The sequence below is a fragment of the Allobacillus salarius genome (assembly GCF_007559425.1).
Taxonomy (GTDB): domain Bacteria; phylum Bacillota; class Bacilli; order Bacillales; family Alkalibacillaceae; genus Allobacillus; species Allobacillus salarius.
The window spans coordinates 32,457-55,132 of record NZ_VMHE01000008.1; the positions used below are offsets into that span (position 1 = coordinate 32,457).

General features: G+C 33.7%; 15 protein-coding genes. 5 read left to right on the top strand and 10 right to left on the bottom strand.

The genetic code is table 11. The annotated features are described in order from the left end of the window. Nucleotides 1–368 precede the first annotated feature (368 nt). Nucleotides 369–1,268, bottom strand: a complete 900-nt coding sequence (gene galU / locus FPQ13_RS06245; protein WP_144088474.1) for a UTP--glucose-1-phosphate uridylyltransferase GalU — start codon at nt 1,266–1,268, stop codon at nt 369–371. Between the two features lie 19 nt (nt 1,269–1,287). Further along, nucleotides 1,288–3,099, bottom strand: coding sequence for a nucleoside-diphosphate sugar epimerase/dehydratase (locus FPQ13_RS06250; RefSeq protein WP_144088475.1), 1,812 nt, complete (start codon nt 3,097–3,099; stop codon nt 1,288–1,290). 290 nt (nt 3,100–3,389) lie between these two features. Between FPQ13_RS06250 and FPQ13_RS06255 the strand changes: the two genes are divergently transcribed. From FPQ13_RS06255 to FPQ13_RS06265, 3 genes are read left to right on the top strand one after another with little or no spacing between them, the layout of a single operon-like run. Next, nucleotides 3,390–4,121 (top strand): YveK family protein, encoded by a 732-nt coding sequence (locus tag FPQ13_RS06255; protein ID WP_144088476.1) that lies wholly within the window; start codon nt 3,390–3,392, stop codon nt 4,119–4,121. Continuing rightward, on the top strand, nt 4,111–4,806 hold the full coding sequence (locus tag FPQ13_RS06260) for a CpsD/CapB family tyrosine-protein kinase (RefSeq protein ID WP_144088477.1): 696 nt from the start codon (nt 4,111–4,113) through the stop codon (nt 4,804–4,806). The genes FPQ13_RS06255 and FPQ13_RS06260 overlap by 11 nt, the downstream gene beginning before the upstream one ends. A gap of 52 nt (nt 4,807–4,858) precedes the next feature. After that, nucleotides 4,859–5,623, top strand: a complete 765-nt coding sequence (locus FPQ13_RS06265) for a tyrosine-protein phosphatase (protein WP_144088478.1) — start codon at nt 4,859–4,861, stop codon at nt 5,621–5,623. 76 nt (nt 5,624–5,699) lie between these two features. On the opposite strand, the gene FPQ13_RS06270 is transcribed toward FPQ13_RS06265, so the two are convergent. The 8 genes from FPQ13_RS06270 to FPQ13_RS06305 form a co-directional block, all read right to left on the bottom strand. Further along, entirely contained in the window at nt 5,700–6,767 is a 1,068-nt protein-coding gene (locus FPQ13_RS06270) for a glycosyltransferase family 4 protein (protein ID WP_186279571.1), read from the bottom strand. Between the two features lie 84 nt (nt 6,768–6,851). Beyond that, complete coding sequence (wecB, locus tag FPQ13_RS06275) at nt 6,852–7,958, bottom strand: non-hydrolyzing UDP-N-acetylglucosamine 2-epimerase (RefSeq protein ID WP_144088479.1); 1,107 nt, start codon at nt 7,956–7,958, stop codon at nt 6,852–6,854. 90 nt (nt 7,959–8,048) lie between these two features. Next, nucleotides 8,049–11,597, bottom strand: coding sequence for a M14 family metallocarboxypeptidase (locus FPQ13_RS06280; RefSeq protein ID WP_144088480.1), 3,549 nt, complete (start codon nt 11,595–11,597; stop codon nt 8,049–8,051). Between the two features lie 141 nt (nt 11,598–11,738). Then, nucleotides 11,739–12,488, bottom strand: a complete 750-nt coding sequence (locus FPQ13_RS06285) for a WecB/TagA/CpsF family glycosyltransferase (RefSeq protein WP_144088481.1) — start codon at nt 12,486–12,488, stop codon at nt 11,739–11,741. Between the two features lie 30 nt (nt 12,489–12,518). Next, nucleotides 12,519–13,811: a teichoic acids export ABC transporter ATP-binding subunit TagH gene (gene tagH / locus FPQ13_RS06290; protein ID WP_144088482.1), complete on the bottom strand. Its 1,293-nt coding sequence runs from the start codon at nt 13,809–13,811 to the stop codon at nt 12,519–12,521. 15 nt (nt 13,812–13,826) lie between these two features. Then, nucleotides 13,827–14,648: an ABC transporter permease gene (locus tag FPQ13_RS06295; RefSeq protein ID WP_144088483.1), complete on the bottom strand. Its 822-nt coding sequence runs from the start codon at nt 14,646–14,648 to the stop codon at nt 13,827–13,829. A 97-nt stretch (nt 14,649–14,745) separates the two neighbouring features. Next, a complete protein-coding gene (locus FPQ13_RS06300) occupies nt 14,746–15,930 on the bottom strand; it encodes a CDP-glycerol glycerophosphotransferase family protein (protein ID WP_144088484.1) in 1,185 nt (394 codons plus the stop codon). Between the two features lie 28 nt (nt 15,931–15,958). Next, nucleotides 15,959–18,616 carry a CDP-glycerol glycerophosphotransferase family protein gene (locus FPQ13_RS06305; RefSeq protein ID WP_144088485.1) on the bottom strand — a complete coding sequence of 886 codons (2,658 nt, stop codon included), beginning with the start codon at nt 18,614–18,616 and terminating at the stop codon, nt 15,959–15,961. Between the two features lie 252 nt (nt 18,617–18,868). On the opposite strand from FPQ13_RS06305, the gene FPQ13_RS06310 reads away from it, so the two are divergent. Continuing rightward, the gene (locus FPQ13_RS06310; RefSeq protein WP_186279572.1) at nt 18,869–19,882 is read left to right on the top strand and encodes an acyltransferase family protein; all 1,014 of its coding nucleotides are present in this window, start codon (nt 18,869–18,871) and stop codon (nt 19,880–19,882) included. A gap of 166 nt (nt 19,883–20,048) precedes the next feature. Beyond that, complete coding sequence (locus FPQ13_RS06315) at nt 20,049–22,571, top strand: SH3 domain-containing protein (protein WP_186279573.1); 2,523 nt, start codon at nt 20,049–20,051, stop codon at nt 22,569–22,571. Nucleotides 22,572–22,676: the final 105 nt, after the last annotated feature.

Genomic DNA, 22,676 nt, shown 5'->3' on the forward strand with positions numbered 1-22,676 from the left:
ATCTTTTAATTTTCTTGTATAACATAACGAAAAATTTTAAAGTATCAAAACTTTTCTGGCAGCAATTTTATAAAGGCTTAAAAATTTCATAAGTGATTTGAGTTTATTTTAATTATCTGCATAGTTCGATAATAGTAATTTCTCATCACTCTTTCTTATATATATTTGAAGTAACTCTCGTTCCTTACATAAGAATAGGTATAGCATCTTTATAAATTAATTATATGAATTGAATAGTCCTGAATATTTAAATTCATAAAACACTCATAATTGCTCCAGTTTAGTCTAAGTTTGTTTGCTGCCCTGCAATACATTGGAACTTTTCTAATCGATTAGGTTGAGCAGGTACTATCTTTAAAAATCGTTTATTATTTTTTAAAGGAAAATTCCTTTTTAATTCCATCGTTTTCAAGTAATTCAGATAAAAAGTTAATCATCTCACTTCGAAGATCTTCTCGCTCCATTGACATCTCTATAGTAGTTTTTATAAAACCCTTGATTTCACCGACATCATATCGACGTCCTTCAAAATCATAAGCATACACTGATTGTTGTTCATTCAATCGTTGGATAGCATCGGTTAATTGAATTTCATTACCAGCACCTAATTCTTGAGTTCCAAGTAATTTCATTATTTCCGGAGTAAGAACATAACGACCCATAATCGCTAAGTTAGAGGGTTCTTCCCCTAATGCTGGTTTCTCTACAAATTGAGCAACCTCATAAAGTCTACCCGTATTTCTTTTCGGATCGATAATACCATAGCGATTCGTTTCACCATCATTTACAGTTTGAACACCAATAACTGAACCGCCTGTTTCATTGTATTGGTCAATCAATTGTTTTAATCCCGGCTTTTCAGCCCGTACAATATCATCACCAAGCAATACCGCAAATGGCTCATCTCCTATAAACTTACGAGCAGTCCAGACAGCATGACCCAAACCTTTGGGTTCTTTTTGACGTATGTAATGGATGTCTACATTTGATGATTGATTAACCTTATCTAGCATTTCTAGTTTATTTTTCTTCAAAAGTGTTTCTTCTAACTCATATGATTTATCAAAATGGTCTTCAATTGCCCGTTTTCCTTTTCCGGTAACAATAATGATATCTTCAATGCCTGATTCAATTGCTTCTTCAACAATATATTGTATTGTCGGCTTATCAATAATTGGAAGCATTTCTTTAGGTAATGCTTTCGTTACTGGCAAAAATCTTGTTCCTAGTCCAGCTGCTGGAATAATTGCTTTTTTAACTGGTTTCATACACTAACCCCTCCAATAATTAAGCGAATTCTTTCGCTTTTTTTCTTTCAGGTTCAATCGTTTGCATCAATTTTTCTTTTATTTGTGTACTTGGAAGCTCCAAGAAGTCTGAAACTTGTTCACGGATGCCTTCCACTTCATCGAATGTACATTTTCCGATATAAATTTTTGGAAATACCTGCTCGTCTGACACTTCATTTTCACCAAGTAATTCCTCGTACATTTTTTCACCTGGACGGATTCCGCTGAACTCAATTTTCACTTCCTCTTCGTTCGCACCAGTAAGACGAATTAAGTTCTTCGCTAAGTCGACAATTTTCACTGGTTTACCCATATCAAGAACAAAGATTTCTCCTCCACGTGCTAGTGACCCTGCTTGGATTACCAAACGACTTGCTTCTGGAATGGTCATAAAATAACGTGTCATTTCTGGGTGTGTGACTGTGACTGGTCCACCTTTTGCAATTTGTTCTTTAAATAGCGGGATAACTGATCCACGACTACCTAAAACGTTACCGAAACGAACGGCACAAAATTTTGTTGCACTATGTTGTGCTAAGTTTTGAATAATCATTTCCGCTACTCGTTTTGTCGCGCCCATGACATTTGTAGGGTTTACGGCTTTATCAGTTGATACAAGTACAAATGTTTCGACTCTAAAATGGTCAGCCGCTTCAGCGACATTTTTTGTTCCAATAATATTATTTTTCACCGCTTCAATTGGATTAAATTCCATTAACGGAACGTGTTTATGTGCTGCCGCATGGTATACGACATCTGGCTCATAAGTTGACATCACTTCGCCAATACGTTTCCGGTCCTGGACATCAGCAATAATTGGTTTAATATCAATTTTTCCATTTATCTTTCCACGAAGTTCACGTTCAATTTGATAGATGCTATTTTCACCATGTCCAAGTAACAATAGTTGGTTCGGTCCAAATTTAGCAATCTGACGACAGATTTCTGAACCAATCGAACCACCGGCGCCTGTTATTAATACAGTTTTATTTCGTATATTGTTCCCGATTTTTTGCATGTCCAATTCGACAGGTTCACGTCCTAATAAGTCTTCAATATCAACATCACGAAGTTCAGTTACACTGACTTTACCAGTCACTAAATCTTCAAACTTAGGAATCGTTTGAGTTTTCACACCAGTTTTTGAACAAAGTTGATAAACTTCATTGGCACGTGTCTTTGAAATTGAAGGAATCGCAAATATAATATGCTCAATTCGATATTTTTCAACAACTCTTTCAATATCATCTAGTTTTCCAGCAACTGGGACGCTTAGAATTTGTACACGTTTCTTTTTTGGATCATCGTCTACAAAAACAACTGGTTTTAATTCAGATTCCCGACTATCTGCAAGCTGTCTAGCGACCATAACTCCACCAGCACCTGCGCCGATAATCAGTGTGCGCTTCTTATTGGAAACACGAGTTAAAATACGGTCGCGAAAAACACGCCAAGCAAATCGACTGCCACCAATTAACAAAATATGTAACATGAACGTTGCGAATAGTGCACGAAGCATAATTTGATCTAACACGACGAATTGACCGATTGCTGCGACACTAATTGACAAACCAACGACATTAAAAATCGTCAATAATTCACCTATACTCGCATATTCCCAAGCTTTGCGGTACAAACCAAAACATACCGCGAGTATATGATGCGAAACTAGTAGAATAGCTGAGGTAATCAGTATAGGTAGCCAATTGATTGTTTCGCTGTAAACAAGATATGTGCTTGCTACAATAGATGATGAAACTATTAAAGTATCAAGGAGTATTAGTAAAGTTAACCGTTTCTTGTATGTCATAACAAACTCCTTTCAAATTTTCTTAGTAGTTATGCGCTGAGTCTTTAGTATGGTTTTCAGCTTTATAAATAATGCTTTCGTCATAATAATACATAGATTTTTCCAAAATTACAAGTTTATTTACCAATATTTATATCAACTTGGACCTTTATAATTGTTAATCTCTTGTAGAGTATAACATGTCAACTAATTTGAATCGACATATTTTGGATTTCTGCTATTTTTCATTGCAAAATATGTTATAATTTCTCATGTGCAATATATTCTATTAATTCAAGTGGAGGTCCATCATGGAAGAAACCATATCGTTACAGGAGATTTTTCTAGTGATTAAAAAGCGTGTAAAGCTGATTATTGCGATCACTCTTGCTGCAATCCTAGTTAGTGCATTAATCACTTTATTCCTTTTCACACCAAAATATGAAGCATCATCGCAATTTATTGTTAGCCAGTCTGAGCCAAGTCAGGAGCTGAATTTTAACGACATAAGAACAAACGTAGAAATGATTAATACATATAATGTCATTATTACGAGTCCGGCAATTATAGATCAAGTTATCGAAAAGCTAGATTTGAATATGTCGAACGGAGCGCTTGCATCAAAAATCAATGTCGCTAACGCTCAAAGTTCTCAGGTTGTAAATGTAACCGTTACAGATACAGATCCGGCAGTCGCTGCGAATATTGCAAATACGACAGTAGAAGTATTTAAAGAATCAGTTCCTACATATATGAATGTCGATAACGTAAGTATTTTATCTGCAGCAGTAGTAAGTGATGACCCAACTCCAGTTAGCCCGAGTGTTACGTTGAATATTGCAATTGCATTCGTTCTTGGTCTGATGATTGGAGTAGGACTTGCTTTCTTGCTCGAATACTTTGATACAACGATTAAAACTGAAGAAGATATTGAAAAATTATTGGATACACCTGTTATGGGGGTCATTCCAACAATGAATGCTAATACTACCGGAAATCCGTCCCGAGCGAAAAAAGGAAGAGGTGTACGAAATGGCGCGTAAAAAAACAATTACGAAAACATCAATCTCGCGTAACTTAATATTACGTGACCAACCGAAATCACCCATCTCAGAACAATTCCGCACACTTCGAACAAACTTACAATTTTCAGCGATTGACAATGACTTGAGGTCACTAATCGTTACCTCATCGGGTCCATCTGAAGGTAAGAGTACAACGGCAGCAAACTTGGCAATTGCTTTCGCTCAACAAGGAAAAAAAGTCTTACTTGTTGATGCAGATTTAAGAAAACCAACTTCACACTATACGTTCCGAATTCCAAACACATTTGGTCTGAGCAGTGTATTGATTGGTGAAAAAACAATTGAAGGAACGGCTCAAACCGTAAACATACCGAATTTAAGCGTAATTCCGTGTGGGCCTGTACCACCGAATCCAGCTGAGTTACTCGGCTCACGAACGATGAAGAACTTTATGGATACTGTACTCGAATCTTACGATTTAGTCATTTATGATACTCCTCCAGTTTTGGCAGTTACTGACTCACAAGTCATTGCTAATTCGGTTGATGGTGTGTTGCTCGTTGTTCGTAGTAAACATACAGAAAAGGATGCTGCCGTAAAAGCTAAGGAATTGCTTACTCAAGCAAAGGCTAACATTTTAGGCGTTGTGTTGAATGATCGTGAATTTAAAGAAACAAATTATTACTATTATTATGGAACTTAAACAACTGTCTCATAGGAAATCCTATGAGACTTTATTGTAGGAGGCTAATCAAATGATTGATTTACATAGTCATATTTTATTCGGTGTCGATGATGGTGCACAAACAATAGAAGATAGTCTTGAAATGGCACGTTCGGCGGTTGCTGAAGGAATATCTGTTATTTATGCAACACCTCACCATTTGACTACTAGGTATGAAAATGAACGAGATATCGTTTTACCTAAGGTTGATATGCTAAATTCAGAATTTAAAAACCAAGGAATAGACTTAATAGTAAAACCCGGACAAGAGCTGCGTATTCAAGGAGATTTACTAGAAGGTTTACAGGGTAGCACAAGTATCCCTCTTGGTGATACACACTATCTTTTAGTCGAATTTCCATCAAATCATGTACCGCGTTATACCGAGCGAGTATTATTTGATATTCAAACAGAAGGTTACAAACCGATTATCGTCCATCCAGAGCGGAACAGTGATTTGATTCAAAATCCTAATAAACTACTGGACCTCGTACAAAATGGTGCATTAACACAAGTAACCGCGGCCAGTGTTGCTGGTAAATTTGGGAAGAGAATTAAACAGTTTAGCACGCAATTAATTGAGTCGAACTTAACACACTTCGTCGCATCCGATGCACATAATACGACAACACGTGGGTTTTGTATGCGAGAGGCGTATGCGGAGATTGAGAAAGAGTTTGGATATGGGGTTAGTGAAATGCTGAAAGAAAATGCTCGCATGGTTGATCTGAATGAATCGGTTATCGGTGAACCTCCGATTGCTGTAAGGAAAAAGAAGAAGTTTTGGGTGTTTTAATTGAGACACTTGAAGAACTGCTAACAGAGCCTATTAATAAGAGTCACATGATAAGTAATCATGTGACTCTTATTATTTATTTTCGTTTCTTTACTATAAATTTCTTCAAAAAATCCAACACAGGTTGCTTACCGCCAAGAACCAAACCTACTATTTCAGCAATGACATGCACTAGAAATAACGCAACCATTGCGCCTATCAACACAGCATTAATTGGCGAATAGCTAAACAGGACACCTAATGCACCAAACAATCCACTAAAAGCATAAATCACTAAGACAGCTCCTCGATGACTTAAACCGGAGTCAATTAGTCGATAATGTAAATGTTTCCGATCACCGAGCATGATACTTTCTCCGTCTTTCGCCCTCGTATACATCACAAAAATTGTATCTAAGATGGGAACAGCTAAAATAATTAATGGGATAAAAAAACTGAACAACGTTACATTTTTAAATAGACCGAGCATAGAAATAACTGCAATCATATATCCTAGAAAAAGTGACCCTGAATCCCCCATATAAATCTTCGAAGGATAAAAATTATGATATAGAAATCCTAAGTTAGAACCAATTGTGATAATACAAAGAAAAGCTACGACATAATTCGCATCAAGAATAGCAGTTACACCAATACTGAGTAACGCAATCGTTGTAACCCCGGCAGCCAAACCATCCAATCCATCAATCAAGTTAATCGCATTGGCTACAGCAATAATCCAAATAATAGTAATAATTACACTTAAGTTTCCAAGCTCAACTTCGCCTAAAAATGGAATGTTGATTCTTTCGATTAGTAAATCTGATGCAACGATAATAGAAGCCGCAATGAACTGACCAATCAATTTCACGACAGGTTTCAAGTTATACTTATCATCTAGAAAACCGACAATAAGCATAACAACAGCACCTAAGATAACAGCTAGTTGGTGATCATGATTGGGCCAAAACATCATATAAGTAATCATCACACCAAGGAAAATAGCTATTCCACCTAAATAAGGTTGTTCCATCGTATGAATCTTTCGCTCATCGGGTTGATCAACTATATTAAATACAATTGCTAACTTTCTTACTAACGGTGTGATAAGTAAGGCTGCAAGCAATGAAATGATAAAAGCTACGAAAAGAAATATAAATGCCATAATAGATCCCTCTACATCTTTATAAAATATCATTCTTATCATAGCATAGCTGCAGCCTACCACCAATTATAATTCGGTTACAATTTATTTTTCGATATAGTCTTTTATAATATCCACAATTCGTTGGGAAGCTTGCCCATCTCCATATGGGTTGGAAGCTTTGGCCATCTTCTTATAGCTCGTTTCATTAGAGAGTAATTCATCAGCCATAAGAAATATTTCTTCTTCATTGGTTCCCGCCAACTTTAACGTTCCCGCTTCAACTCCCTCTGGTCTTTCGGTAGTGTCTCTTAGCACTAGAACAGGAACACCTAAGGATGGTGCTTCTTCTTGAATACCGCCAGAATCGGTCATAATTAAATGTGAGTGAGCCGCAAAATTGTGGAAGTCGATGACACCTAGAGGTTCGATCAAGTCAATTTGCTCGTTATTTCCTAGTATTTCATGAGCAGCATTCCTTACCAACGGATTTAAATGAACAGGGTAAACGACATGGATGCCTTTATGTTTACTTACTAATCGCTTAATGGCTTTAAATATTTGTTCTAACCCTTCCCCTAGGTTCTCTCGCCGATGCGCTGTTACTAAAACAAGCTTTTTGTCACCTATTCGATCTAGAATTTTACTTGTATAGTTTTTATCTACGGTCGTATTCAATGCATCGATTGCTGTATTGCCAGTCACGAAAATCTGAGAGGCTGGTTTATTTTCTTTTAGTAAGTTATCCTTCGCATTTTCAGTCGGTGCAAAGTGCAAGTCTGCTAGTATTCCTGTCAACTCACGATTTGCTTCTTCTGGAAATGGCGATTGTTTATTGCCCGTGCGTAACCCTGCCTCGATATGACCAATTGGGATATTGTGATAAAAAGCAGCCAAAGATGCAGAGAAAGTAGTAGTTGTATCACCGTGAACTAATATGAGATCAGGAGAAACCTTTTGAATAACTTCCTCCACTCCTTCAAGGACATTAGAAGTAATTTGAGTTAAAGTCTGCTCTTTCTTCATCACGTTTAAGTCAAAATCAGGTGTAATATTGAATACATCTAACACTTGATCCAACATTTCACGATGTTGGGCAGTTACTGTAACGATTGTTTCAAAGTCATCTAGTCTGTTTTTCAATTCATTTATAACCGGTGCCATCTTTATCGCTTCTGGTCGAGTGCCAAAAATCGCCATGATTTTCTTCATAATATCAACCCTTCAATTATTGTCTATCTCTTACTATATCAAAAAGCTGCTTCAGAAGGATACTTCTAAAGCAGCTTTTCATTATATTATCTACCTTTTATTTCTATTGTTATACGCTTCTTCTGCAAGCATAAGCCCAATCGACTTATTTTGATTCCATATTCTATCGAAGTTGCTTATTGGTACTGGTCTTGGACCAACGTGTGGTGAAATTTCTGGTGTGAATCCTGGTGTTTTCAAAGAGTCAATGACCCAATCTGTATATCCACCACCACTTGGATTAGACTGTTGTGGAATCATCCAGTAACCCGTTTGATTACTAATTTGGTTAGCAATTTTTCTACTAGTTAATCTTAATGAACCTGCTGCGTTATAAGCCCAATAAAGGACTTCCCCTGAAGAATGATAAGCAACATGTGTTTTAAAATTATGTTTCTTCGCTAAGTTAGCAACGGCTATTACTTCCGGTTCGCTAAGTGGTCGCAATCCTTTAAATCTCTCTGGACCTGGAGAATACTCAAGGTTACGTATCGTATTCCAACCGGCTGGGTATTGTCGGTTTAAATCAACACCCCTTGAATTGGCTTTCCAAGCTTTAAAGTCTTTACTACCGCTATTCATTCGGATTAACTGACTATAATTTGAGAATCCGCTTGGACCGAATTGGTTTAGAGTAACCCCATCAGGGTTAACCATTGGTACGTAATAGATTGTGACTTTAGATAATAAATCTCTCACATTATAACCGTTATATTTTGAACCTTTCGCAAATGCCTGGCTATATTGATCGATTTGATTCATAACAAGATTAGTCGTTAGCCATTCACGGGCATGGTGTGCTGCGTTAATTGTAATTTTCGTGTCGCCATATCCTAGTTTGACAAGATAAATATTTCTACCCTCAACTGATTTACCAATCACTTCGGTGTTAATCAATCCCGAATAATGTTGTTCCAATTGATTTATATCCGTTACCATATCTCTATAAGAATATACTTGTTTCGGATTCACAAATGATCTTGGCTTGATTTGATTGTCAATAATGTCACTTTTGGAGATATATCCTGTCTTAGGTTTTCCATTAACATACACAGTCGCTTCATACCAATTATCCGTATACGTTTTAAACGTTAGCTGCGAGTTTAAAGAGTATCCTTTTAATTTAGTGGACTTCTTAGATAAACCGTTGTACACATATACATTTGGTTTTGCAGCAAAGCCTTTCTGCGTTGTTTGCTTAGCACCATCTAAAAGAATATCTTTTTTATTTATATATCCTGTGTTCGCTTTACCATTTATATATACAGTTGCCTTATACCAATCATTCAAATATGGTTTAAATTTTAGGACCGAACCTTCTCTGTAATTTTTAAGCGTTTTAGTATTATTGTTAGGACCGGAATAAACTTTTGTATGATATCTTTTGGCTATGCCTGATGTTATTTTTCCATCCGCTTTTGGTGTTTCTACATCAGCAGAATAAATATACCCTGTTCGTTTCTTTCCGTTTACATATACCGTTGCTCTGTACCAATTATTAATATAAGTTTCATATTTTAGTAAACTTCCAGCGTGGTAAGATTTTAAAGGTTTACTATTTTTGGATGGGGTAGAATAGACATGTGTTTTTTGATTTAAAGAAATTCCCTCTAAGCTTTTAGGATTATCGGTCGGTTGTTCAACATCTGAACTAGCTATATAACCTGTTTCTTTTTTTCCATTTTTATAAATGGTTGCTTGGTACCAACCTTCCATAAACGTTCTGTATTTAAGAATAGATCCTTTTGAATAGCTTTTTCTTGCTTTAGAAGCTCTGGTAGGTCCTTCATAAACGTGAACAGGTGCTTTCACAGCTACTCCTTCCAATTTTTTTGAATCAGTAGGTTGATAGACATCATTTGCATGTATATAGCCTGTACGTTTCTTTCCATTTAGATAAATAGTAGCTTTGTACCAGCCATCAATGAAAGTTTCATATTTTAAATTACTACCGGCTCTGTAAGACTTCAGTTGCTTAACATTTTTGTTAGCTTTTGCATACACTTTCGTCGGATGTTTAATTGCAATTCCATTTAAAGTTTTTGGGTTTGTAGTAGGTTCTATGACATCCGTTTTTGCAATATAACCCGTTTTTCTTTTTCCATTTACATAAACGAATGCTCTATACCATCCATCAGAGAATGTTTCGTATTTTAATATAGAACCCTTGAGATAACTTTTATGAACCGACGCATCTTTTGTTGGACCTTGATAAACATGAACTTTACTGTTCACAGCAACACCACTAAGTTTTTCAACTTTAGAAGGTAGACCTTGAACATCTTTTGAACTAATATATCCAGTCTGTTTTTGACCGTTGATATAAACGGATGCTTGATACCAGCCATCAATATATGAATTGTAAATGAGTTTGCTTCCTGCTGAGTATGCTTTTAGTGCTTTGCTATTCTTCGTAGCTTGGTGGTAAACAAGAGTTGGTTCCTTCGTTGCGATACCACTATATTGCTTAGGTGATTCAGTCGGCTCGACTACATCACTTTTAGCAATATAGCCGACCTTTTTCTTTCCACCAACATAAACATAAGCTTTATACCATTCATCAGAAAATGTCTCATATTTTAATATAGATCCTTTCTGATAACTCTTATGCACTCCTGAACCATGTGAAGGACCTTTGTAAACATTTACTTGATCTTTCAAAGCAACACCTTGTAGTTTCTCAACTTCAGTGGTAGGTTCAATAACGTCTCTTGCATCTATATAACCAGTATATTTTATCCCTCCTACATAAACAGTAGCCTCATACCAGCCGTCGATAAATGTTCTATACACTAACTTGCTACCAGAAGCATAATCTTTAACAGCGTCACTATTAGTATTAGGTTGGCTATAAACCTTCGTAGGTTGCTTTAAAGCTATTCCGCTTTTCTGCACTGGATTTGATTCACTTTCTTGAATAGTTGAACCTTTAAAAAATCCATAAGTGCCATTGATTGATGTGGCATACCAACCATTATCGAGCACAAGATAGTTTAAGAGTTTACCTTTTGAAAATGTGTCAATCTTTTGACTACCTTCAGAAGGATTATTATAAACGATTGTTTGATCAGTCGTTACTGCACTTTCTACTTCATTTACAATTTTATTTATTAAATCGGATTCAACATATCCTTTTGTCAGTTGGTCATTCACTTCGACTTCAACTTGAACCCAACCAGTTACAAACTTTTTATATGTTAATAGATTTCCCGTTGCTATCTCATTAAGAAACGCTCCTTTAGAAGAAGGCTTATCATAGACGTTTATATCATTTATTGATAGCCCTTGCTCTTCATTAGAATCAACGATAGCGAGCTCGATGTTGTTAGTATGTATAAATTGATTTGATCCGGCTTCCTTATCAGTTACCTGTAGTTTATACCAATTTTCGTCTTCTTGTGAAACCTGAATTATTGTACCCTTTTTTAATGTTTCAAGAACTGTTCCATCTATGTTTTTTTCACCATATACAGGATTTTCATCTTGAATCGTTACTGCTGGAACATAATCAAGTTCTTCTGCTGAAATATTCATCGCGAGTGATATACCTAGTGAAATTAAAACTATAAAACTAATTAAATACTTAATCCTTTTACTCAAAATAACCGCTCCTTATTTTAATATTGTTTATCTTGCCATTATTTTACCATGTTTTTAATAGAATGATATAATTATTTACAATTTTTATAATTCTATTAGGTATTTAGTCTATATTTCGTAGATTTAAAAAACAAGATCCGATTAAGACCTTGTTTTTTTGCGGGCGTCGCGAAACACTTCAATTAAAAACAATGGAAGTTTTATAAAACGCCCTATACGTTTTGGGTTATTTATAAACCTGTAAAGCCATTCTATATTAAGTTTTTGCCATAAAGCTGGTGCACGCTTTGTTACCCCTGCCCAGACATCGATACTTCCACCTATTCCAATAAAAATGCCACTTTGAAAACTATTTATATGTTGCTGAATCCAATTTTCTTGTTTCGGATAACCAAGTGCTACAAAAATAATATCTGGCTTTTTAGATCGAATGTCATCTACTACTTGCATATCGTCTATGTCTACAAAACCGTGATGGGTACCAGCAATACTTACGTTTTTGTAAATTGATTTAATTCGTTTTGCAGCTTGCTCCGCCACACCTTCTTTAGCGCCGAATAAATAAATGGAGTACTTATTCAAATCAGCTTTTTTGAGAAGTTCTTCCATGACCTCAAAACCTGCAATCCGTTCAGGTAATGGAGTTTTATATACTCTCGAAGCCAATATTACCCCTATACCATCAGCAACTATATAATCAGCTTTTTTTATAGTTTCAAAATATGAATTATGTTCTTTTGCATGAATTACGATTTCTGGATTCGCAGTCACAACATGGCGAAGATTTCTATGAGCAATATCATTCATTAATTTTTTTTCTATAAAATCATCTTTTGTGATATTTAAAAAAGGAACATTTAATACTTTGATCACATTATTTTTACCGACCAATTTCTAGCCTTCTCTCTATAAAACAATTCATCATTTCAGATGCTTATGATTAATCCATACGGGTTCTAATTGATTTTCTATCCTTCCGAGATACCATAAGTTATTTCCGACTTTTTCTGTTTTATTGCTAATAAAAGATTCTCCTTCTAAAATAGTTAAATCATCTATAACAATATTCTTCTTTCCACCCCAAGGCCGGTTAAATGCCTTTCCACCACCTGTGAGATATAATTGTTTCTGATCATTATCAATTGAATAATGAGGAAGTAAACTCAAGTCACGTTTCTGCATCCAACCAATGACGCCATTCATATAACTTGGTTGCTTACTTAATAAATAATAAGGATTTCCATTATAGGTCATTTTCTTTTTAATATAATAAACGTTATTCTTTAAAGCACTTGTATTTTCTCTTTCTTTATAGTCTGATGGGTCTTTATAGATGTATGATTCTCCAGCCTTTACATGTCCTAATAAACTAACGATACTTTCTTTCTTCTCATTAAGGGATGTTTCTGGAATGAAGTCATATATGTTAGGTACATCCCCATCAATTGATAATTTCCTATATTGTTTTCTGTCGGATTTCGACAACTTTTCCCAATGATATAAGAAGTCTTCATATTGTGGTATTATGTCTTCTACTGAGCCAAATTTCTTCACTTTACCGAATTCTAGCCACAAGACTTTCTCACAGAAATTCTTCACTTGATTTATAGAATGGCTGACAAAAATCATTGTTTTGCCTTTTTCTTTAAACTCCAACATTTTATTAAGACTCTTGTTAGCAAACGCTTTATCACCTACGGATAATGCTTCATCAATAATTAGAATGTCTGGATCTATGTTCACAGAGATTGCAAATCCTAGACGAGATTTCATCCCACTTGAATACGATTTTACAGGTTGATCAATGAATGTTTCTAATTCTGCATACTCAATAATTTGTGGTTCCAGCTCTTTAATTTGATCCCTGTCAAACCCTAACATCAATAATTTCAATTCAATATTTTCTCTTCCGGATAAATCATTCTTTAATCCTGAGGCAACAGCTATGAGAGATGCTTGGCCATTAATCTCCAAATAACCTGAAGACTCAGGAACTATACCCGCAATAATATTCGATAGCGTCGACTTTCCTGAACCATTTGTACCGATGAAACCAATGATGTCTCCTTCAAAAGCTTCAAAGTTCACATCTTTTAAAGCAAAGAAATCTTCCCCATAGGATTTAGGGAATACCAAATCCATAATTCTTTCTTTGTTATTTCTGTAAAGCTTGTATTTTTTGTTGATATTTCTCACTGATATAACTTTTTCCATACAATTCACATGCCTTTATAAGTAATCAATAAAGTGCTTTCTAAATTTCATATGAAGACTAGCTCCTATAAGAAGTAAAATCGTTACAATCGTCCAAAAGACAACGGTCATTTCCCAGTTAGCTATAAAATGCCATTCAACCCCAAACAATGCTGCACGATACCCATCTACCAAGTAATATAGTGGATTAAACTGCATTAGTTTCATAATTGTTGGAAAGTCTTTTAATAACGATAAAGGCCATAACACTCCTGAGACATACAAAAACATTCTTAATGTGGAGTTGATAAACATATGAATATCTCGAATAATCGTTGATAAAGTTGACGTAATTAATGAGATTGAAAAGATTAAACTGAGCAAAGCAAATACGTAGTAAATTAATTGAATATAATATATGGATACAAAATAACCCATAAAATTTAATAATATCATTGTTATTATTAGTAAAAATAAATGGATATATAATTGAGAAAAAATCACAAAGCTTGGTATTATACTCATCGGAAAATTCATCTTAGAGAGAATTTTTAGGCGTGAGTATATTGATTTTGACCCTTGAATTGTCGATTGATAAAAAAAGATCCATAAAAAGAATGCTGCAACTAACCAACTTATAAATGGAACTACTTGTCCACCTACTTCAACCGGCGTCCGTCTAAGTAATGTACCAAATACAAACCAGTATATTAATATTTGAATCATTGGATTGAGGACTTCCCATCCCATACCTAGATAATTACTTTTATTCCGACTCTTTAACTCATACAACGAGAGTCGTCGAATTAAATAAAAATGCTCAAATTGTTCTTTTATTATATTTATCGCTGATTTCATTAGTATACCCTTTCAACATATTAAGCTTATTATGAAGTAAATTATATTACTCACACAAATAAAACACAAATAAGACTTACCAAGTTGGTTGGTAAGTCTATTTATCAAAGATTTCATTAACTACTCGGTGGCTTGCATTTCCATCCTCTAGTGCATTGTAGTTGTATCTGAAATCTCGCAAAGAACTGACTTCTTTTGATTCATTCAGTTCATCAATCACTTGTAGTAAGCCATCGGTAGTTTTTACTAAAGGACCAGGTGCTTCTTCTTCAAAATCAAAATAAAATCCTCTTAATTCGTCTCTATATTCTTCTAAATCATATACATAAAAAATTATAGGTCGGTTTAAAATCGCATAGTCAAAGAAAACCGAAGAGTAATCTGTAATTAATGTATCAGAAACAAGATATAAATCTCGAATATCTTCGTAGCTCGAAAAATCAAATGCAAAGTCACTGTACTCTGATAAATCAAGATTGCTTGAAATTAAATAATGCATGCGGAAAATTAAGACATAATCATCACTTAATTCTTCTTCCATTTGTTTTAAATCAAAAGGTAAATCAAACTTGTAACTTCCTTTATGAAAATATTGATTATCTCTCCAAGTCGGCGCATACAATAATACTTTTTTATCTAATGGAAGTCTAAGTCTTCTTTTAATCTCTTCAATTGTCTTACTCTCATTTGAATTTACTAAGTAGTCATTTCTCGGATATCCACTCTCAATCACCTTTTTATGAAATTGGAATGCATGTTTAAAAATCTCTGTTGAGTACTCATTCGGTGATATTAAGTAATCCCATTTTTCAGCTTCTAATGTGAAATTCTTTTTATACTTTTCTGTATTTGTACCTGGCATGGAAACATGATCAATATCAATTCCTAATTTTTTCAATGGTGTTCCATGCCACGTTTGTACATAAACAGTATTTTTAGGTTTTTTTATCCATAAAGGTAACCGTGTATTCACAATCCAATATTTAGCTCTGCCCATGACAAATAACCATCTAATCGATAACCTTTTTACATTAGGAACGTTCGCTTTTTTGAAAACATGTGTATAACGACGATCTGCACTCCAAATTAAGTTGTAATCGTGGTAATGCTTTTTCATATACTCATATATTGCTCGTGGATTGTCACTATATTGCTTTCCGTGAAAACTCTCAAAGATTACAGTTTTCTTTCGCCTAGGTAAATAACCAATTAAGCTAAAGATTATGCGATAGGCTCTAGAGATTAAAGAACTGTTTTTTATTCTTATCAGTAATTTTTTCATTTTAACTTCTTCCTAACGTTGCAAGACCTTAATCATTATCTAATCCTTTAATAACCTCGTCATATATTCTTTTACAATTATTTTTATCTTGATACTTAACAATTTGGGTCAAATCATTCTCATAATTTGCGAAGTTTAATTCCAATCTTTCTTTAATTAGTTCAACCAGGTCTTCTTCTGTGTGGGCAATCCGTCCTAAAAACGTCTCATCCACTGGTCGTAAAATTCCTCTTCTAAAGAATTGTCTAACATCGAAATGATAATAAATAACAGGTTTTCCTAGCAATGTGAAGTCAAAGCTTACACTACTAAAATCAGTAATCAGTAATGCATGCTCTCTCAATAAATCTTGGACTTTTTTCTTGCCTAATTGAATAAATTTGACTCTCTCGTTGTTCTCACTTAAACCTATACTGAAGTAATCTTGAGAGCGATAGTGCGGATAAAAGTTTAAATTCACATCATACTTATTTAACAGTTCAAGTAATTCTTGATTATTTATTAAACTGATGTAACGATTATAATATTCGCTCTCCAAAAACTTTTCATCTGTATTAATCCAGTCTCTCCAAGTTGGCATTAACAAAATGTCTCGAGGTTTTTCCACATTATATAATCGATCAAATCTTGCCAAGCCTGTAACTTTTACTTCTTCTTCCTCATAACCTAATTGGTCCATAACTACATCATACTTCTCTGGATCACTACTCACAATGAACAAGTCAAATGGATCCTCATAAAACTTTTTATGATACTCTACATTTTTTCTTCCCAATACACCATGCTGTAAAAACACTTTAAATGTATTCTCATAATTAAAGAAACCTTTTGCTGGTTTGTAGGGCAAGAGGTTTTCCAAGTCATGAGTACCTAATAAGACCTTTGCTTTAAACGCTATTTCAAAATGTTCTTTAGAACCAAAAGAAAGAACATGTTCGTTATCTTTTATTTTCTCATAATCTTCAGATTCCGAGTCGATTACATAATAAACGTCCAAGTCTGTCTCTCTTTGAAGATATTTAAATAGTATATATCCATTATCTTGTGCAGTGTTTGTTCGCTCGCCGATTAACCACGTTTTATTATCTTTCCTTGAAGTATCTGAAGGGATTTCTACAAAATTAGGGATCATGAATGTCTCTATTTTTAAGTTGTTAAAAGGCGTAGTTGTTATCAAGAAATGATGTTGATTACGCTCTTCATCATCATGAGTAATATAAGCGTAATAATTGTCTTTTTTGTAGTTTGCCTTTTCATACTTTATTTTTTCTTTTCTAATGACATAGCCCGAAGAATCTTCCACTATGACGAAGAGATCAATCACTGTTTTACCTCGACTTTTAATTCCTAACAAATCAATCGGATTAAAATTAATTGTAAATTCGTGGGCTAATGGATATTTTACTGATTTTTGTTCTAAACGATCTTCTAATAATAAATACGGTTTACATTCTTTAAATCTTTCCATAGAGCCTAAAAAACCTGAAACAGAAAAACCCTCTACATCTGTAACTAACTTTCTCAGCCTTGGCTTTCTAATCATTAAACCTAGAGATTTATCTTTCCGACGATAAAATTTAAACCCTGTTATTTGAGAATTGACGGTTGAATGAAAAGATTTTGCATTCCCATTAAGCATCTGTTTTTGCTTAATATAAAATTGATATTTAAGTGGTTGAATACCACCTGTTTCGACGAAAAATCTAACTACTTTAAAATTGCCAAAGAGTTCTCGCATGTCAATGATTGTCTCAAAACTATAATCGTCTATTTTTGTTAATTGTTTTGAGATATCTAGTTTACCATCGGGTTCTTCAACTATAAGTTTGGCATTACCTTTTAGTTCTAACTCTTGTTGTGAAAAGCTGAGGGTAATATGATCTTGATCCAAGTTTTCGAAAGTGGCAGAATCTAATGTAATTACATGTGGCGAAAAAACAGCCTTCATATAAGATTTATTCGTTTTCATTATTGAAGCAGAATGGTGATAAGTTTTTAATTTCACAGTTTTACTGTAATTTAATCTAATAGGGTGAATTTCTTTCTTAATTCGCAAATAAAATAACCAATCACCTTGAGAAAACAAAGATAGATTTTTAACTGTTATGTTATTAGTTGACAGATCAATTACCGTATCAATTTGTCTCATTTTATTTTTGTTTATCGCAATGACATGAGGTTCTTTTACGTGCATTAATTCAAAATTATAATTAATACCTTTCAAAGTGAGGGTCTCATAATCCGATTGAATGTCATCTACTATTAATGGCTCTTCATGGAATGTATATTCTTGGAAGTTTCTTTTCAATATAATGTGTTTGTTAGTTGCAATGTGAAAATATGCCCCATTAAATATAAAGTCTTCATTCACTTCTACATTTGATTTAATTAACATTTTTTTGTTTCTAAAGTAAAATTTCAGATGTCCGATCTCATTTAATTCACTAATTAATTTTATTGGTAGCTCTACTGAAACTTTATTATTGGTTATTGTGTAACTTAGTATTTTTGTTTGTGATTTGCTCTCTAAAATAAATTTCATACTTTTATCTTTAAACCAAAAGTTCTCTATTTGCAGTTCAAATAAAACAGATGAGTCTGTTTCATTAATGTTTTTTAGTGTGACTTTCTTAATAAAATTTTCTTTAATTTTTTTATATCCACTGTTGATTTTTCTTGAAAGCATACATAACTTCTCCTTAATATAAATAAAGTTATCAATAACTTAGATTATAATACAAGGACAGATAAAATTCGATTCATATTTAAACTTATAACCTAAAATTAGACACAAAAGTGAAGTTGCAGAATTTTAGAATTAGTGATTATATTTACATCGTATTTAAATTCATTCAGGGAATTGATTGATGGAATAGAAGGTATTATAATTTAATTTGGCCTATAACTTTGTACGTTAAATAGAATGGAGAATATACTTATGATTAAAGAATGGAATTTATTGAGAACAGTTGCTTGTTTAAGCGTAGTTTTATTACATACAACTACCCAAATTGGCCGTTCGATCGGCTATCCAAACATAGATAGTTATTATTTTTTAAGGATTTTGCTTACATACGCCACCCCAACTTTCATAGTTTTATCTGAAGTTATTCTTGCTAATAAATATAATAATAGAATTCCTGAAGGATTTTTCACCAAAAGGATCAAGCTTATTATTTTTCCATTTATCATTTTTGCTGTTATTGATGCACTGGTTGTTAACTATATCTCAGCAAATGGAATTGATATTACACAAAAAATCATTAGCAATCTGACAGGAAACTTTATTGGATATTTCATTCTCATAATTTTCCAATTCTACATATTGCATTATCTAATTATTAAATTTAATATTTCAGTATTGAAATTGTTTCCAATAAGTATTTTTGTTATGTATGTGCACTTATGGGCTATACAACAGAATTTTCCATTCATAAATGAACATGCTACATTTTTTAAACTGTTTTTCACTGCATGGGGCGGATACTTCACAATAGCCTTTTTAATTGGCAAAGAATATCAAACCATTGCCAAATTTCTTTATAAATATAGATGGCTCACCGTAGTACTATTATTTTACATTGTCATGTTTTTGTTTGCTTCATACGAAGGTGGTAATACTAGGGTAGATTCAAGAAGGTTAGATATTTTCCCTTTATCTGTTGGTGTTAGTTTGTTTGTTCTAGCTTGGGGACAAAAGTTAGCGAATTTTAACTTTATAAACATTATAAGCAACTATTCCTTAGGTATATATCTTCTTCACTGGCAAGTTCAAAGGATAATTACGCCTTACTTAACTAATAAGCTAATTGATATATCACCTCACATCCAGATCATTGTGTTATTTACTTTGTCTGTAGTTATTTCAATGTTAATTATAAAACTAATTTCCTTTCTTCCATTCGGGAAGTATATTGTCGGAAACACTAGAAGAACGTATGTAAAGGTTTAGTTTTCTTGTAAGTATATTGTCACATTTTGCAAAATAAAGTGTTTTACTACATTTTTCTATGATATTATAATTTTATATTATTAATAGAGTAAGAATAGATAATTATATGCTTGTTCATGATTTAACTTCTATGTTCTTATTCTATATCATATGGAGGTTTGATAGATTGAAATCAAAATATTTGGCATTAGGGAAGTGGGGACTTGCTCTGGTTCTTGTTCTCTTTTGTTTGTTTACTGTTTTTGACTCTACAAAAGCAGAGTCTCAATTATTAGAGGGTGTTGCTTTAGAAGACGTAACAAATGTATATTCCGGTACCTCGAAGGATACAAGGGTATTAAAGAGTTATAAAAAGGGATCAATATTATTATATCGATCTTATAACAATAACTGGTACATAACCAAAGTTTATTTGAATGGCAAGTCGCATACAGGATACATTTATTCTAAAGACGTCGATACAGCAACAACTAATGATCAGCTACTAGAAGGCATATCATTAAAAAATCACACTAATGTTTATTCGACAGCTAGATTAAACTCTAATGTATTAAAATCATATTCTCAAGGGGACAGATTATTATATAGGTCGTTTACAAATGACTGGTATAAAACTGGAGTAATAGTAAGAGGTAAGCGATATGACGGTTATATACATAGTTCTTCAGTAGAAAATGCTATATACAGTCCAACAAAAGAACAAGGGATAGCCAAGAAACAATACACTCATGTTTATTCAAAAGCTTCCAAAGGATCTAAAGTTTTAAAATCATACAGTTCCGGCTCAAAGTTGCGGTTTGAAACCTACACTACTAATTGGTTTAAAGCAACTGTATATGTAAATGGCAAACCAAAAACTGGATACATTCATATCAGTGATGTTGAATTATCAGTAGACTCCTCTGCTTTTATAGAGGGAATAAGCGTCAACAGAGCCATTGTATATGCCAAACCCAACCATTCTTCTAGCAGCTTAAAGTCTTATAGAGCTGGTACTATACTAAAATATCAACCATATACAGATAAGTGGCATAAAGCAATCGTATACATCAATGGAAGTAAGCGTATAGGTTATATACCTGTTTCCGTTGTTGAAAATCTAGTAAACTATGAAGAAAAATTACGTGGTATTGCTATTAATGGTGCAACCAGTACTTATGATGTTCCGTCAAAAGAGTCTACTAAAGTAAAAACATATCCTGAGGGAACCGTATTACAATTTAACACTTTAACCAAAAATTGGTATCAAGCTTATAATTATGTTAATGGAAAAAGAATCAAAGTCTATATACCTATCGATCAAGTAAAAACTATTCATAGCAATCAACAAAAACTAAATGGAATAGCAGTTAAGAAGCCTACCAATGCATATTCACGTGCATCAAGAAACTCAAGTGTCGTGAAAACATATAGTCGTGGAAGTAAATTAATTATCAATACTTTTACTGACCAATGGTATGAAGCAACAGTTATTACAAATGGTAAACGTAAAAAAGCTTATTTTCATAAAGATGATGTTGATACCTCTAAAGTAATCGAGGATACTACTAAATACGATAAAAACTTTAATGAATTGGTAGACATTTGGTTATCTAAGAATCCACAAATATGGACATCTAAAGGTTTTAAACCAGCAACTCGAGAAGATATCGAATACTATGCTAATCCAAACAATTTTAAAGACAGAGATAGCTCCAGTTTCTTTCAGTATTTAGTTCTATCTCAGCCGGCTCAGATTGATGCCGATGAATTAAATAACACGATTTTAAAGAATAAAGGTACCCTTCATGGAACGGGTCAGGCATTCGTAGATGCTGCAGAAGCATATAGTGTTAATGAAATTTACTTATTGGCACACGCTCTTCATGAAACTGGGAACGGTACGTCAACGCTAGCTTCAGGTGTTAAGTATAAAGGTACTACTGTTTATAATATGTATGGAATAAATGCAAAGGATAGCTGTCCTGTTGAATGTGGCGCTAGTTATGCTTATAAAGAGGGCTGGAACACACCTTATAAAGCAGTAGTAGGCGGTGCAAAGTTTATAGGTGAAGGTTATATCAATGCAGGACAAGATACACTTTATAAAATGCGTTGGAATCCGGATAGTCCAGGAAATCACCAATATGCTACAGATGTAAATTGGGCGCTAGCTCAAACTGGAAATATTGCGAAATTGTATAGCATGCTTGATAACTATACTCTATTTTTTGATATTCCAGAATACAAAGGTGAACCAACCAATTCAACAGCATATCCTGAACAAACATTAGGTTCAACGACTTCTAACGTTAACTTCAGGGAGAAAGCAACAACTAACTCCAATGCACTTTCATTGATTAATAGTGGTACGACTGTAAAACTATTAAGCTACGAACGTGGTCAAGTAGTTAATGGTAATAACATATGGTACCGAGTGAATTACAACGGTAAGATTGGTTATATACACAGTGATTACTTAAACATTGAAAATCTAGGACAAGTTGTTAATGTGACTACCAATTTAAATGTACGTAGTAAGCCAGTTGACGGTAATGTAATCAGTAGCTTAAAAAACAGCACTTTTGTGTCTGTCGCACTCGACAAAAACGGTAATATGATTACAAAAGATAATTGGTATAAGATTAATGTACCTAACTCAAATAAAACCGGTTGGGTAAGTGGTGATTACTTTAAAGTAATCAAATAATATAACTATAAATAAAAAGACCCTGTCTTCACTTCAGGGTCTTTATTTTAATTGAAAAATAACTTAAGATATAGTTTAATGTTGTTATGCACTAATCGGGAGGAT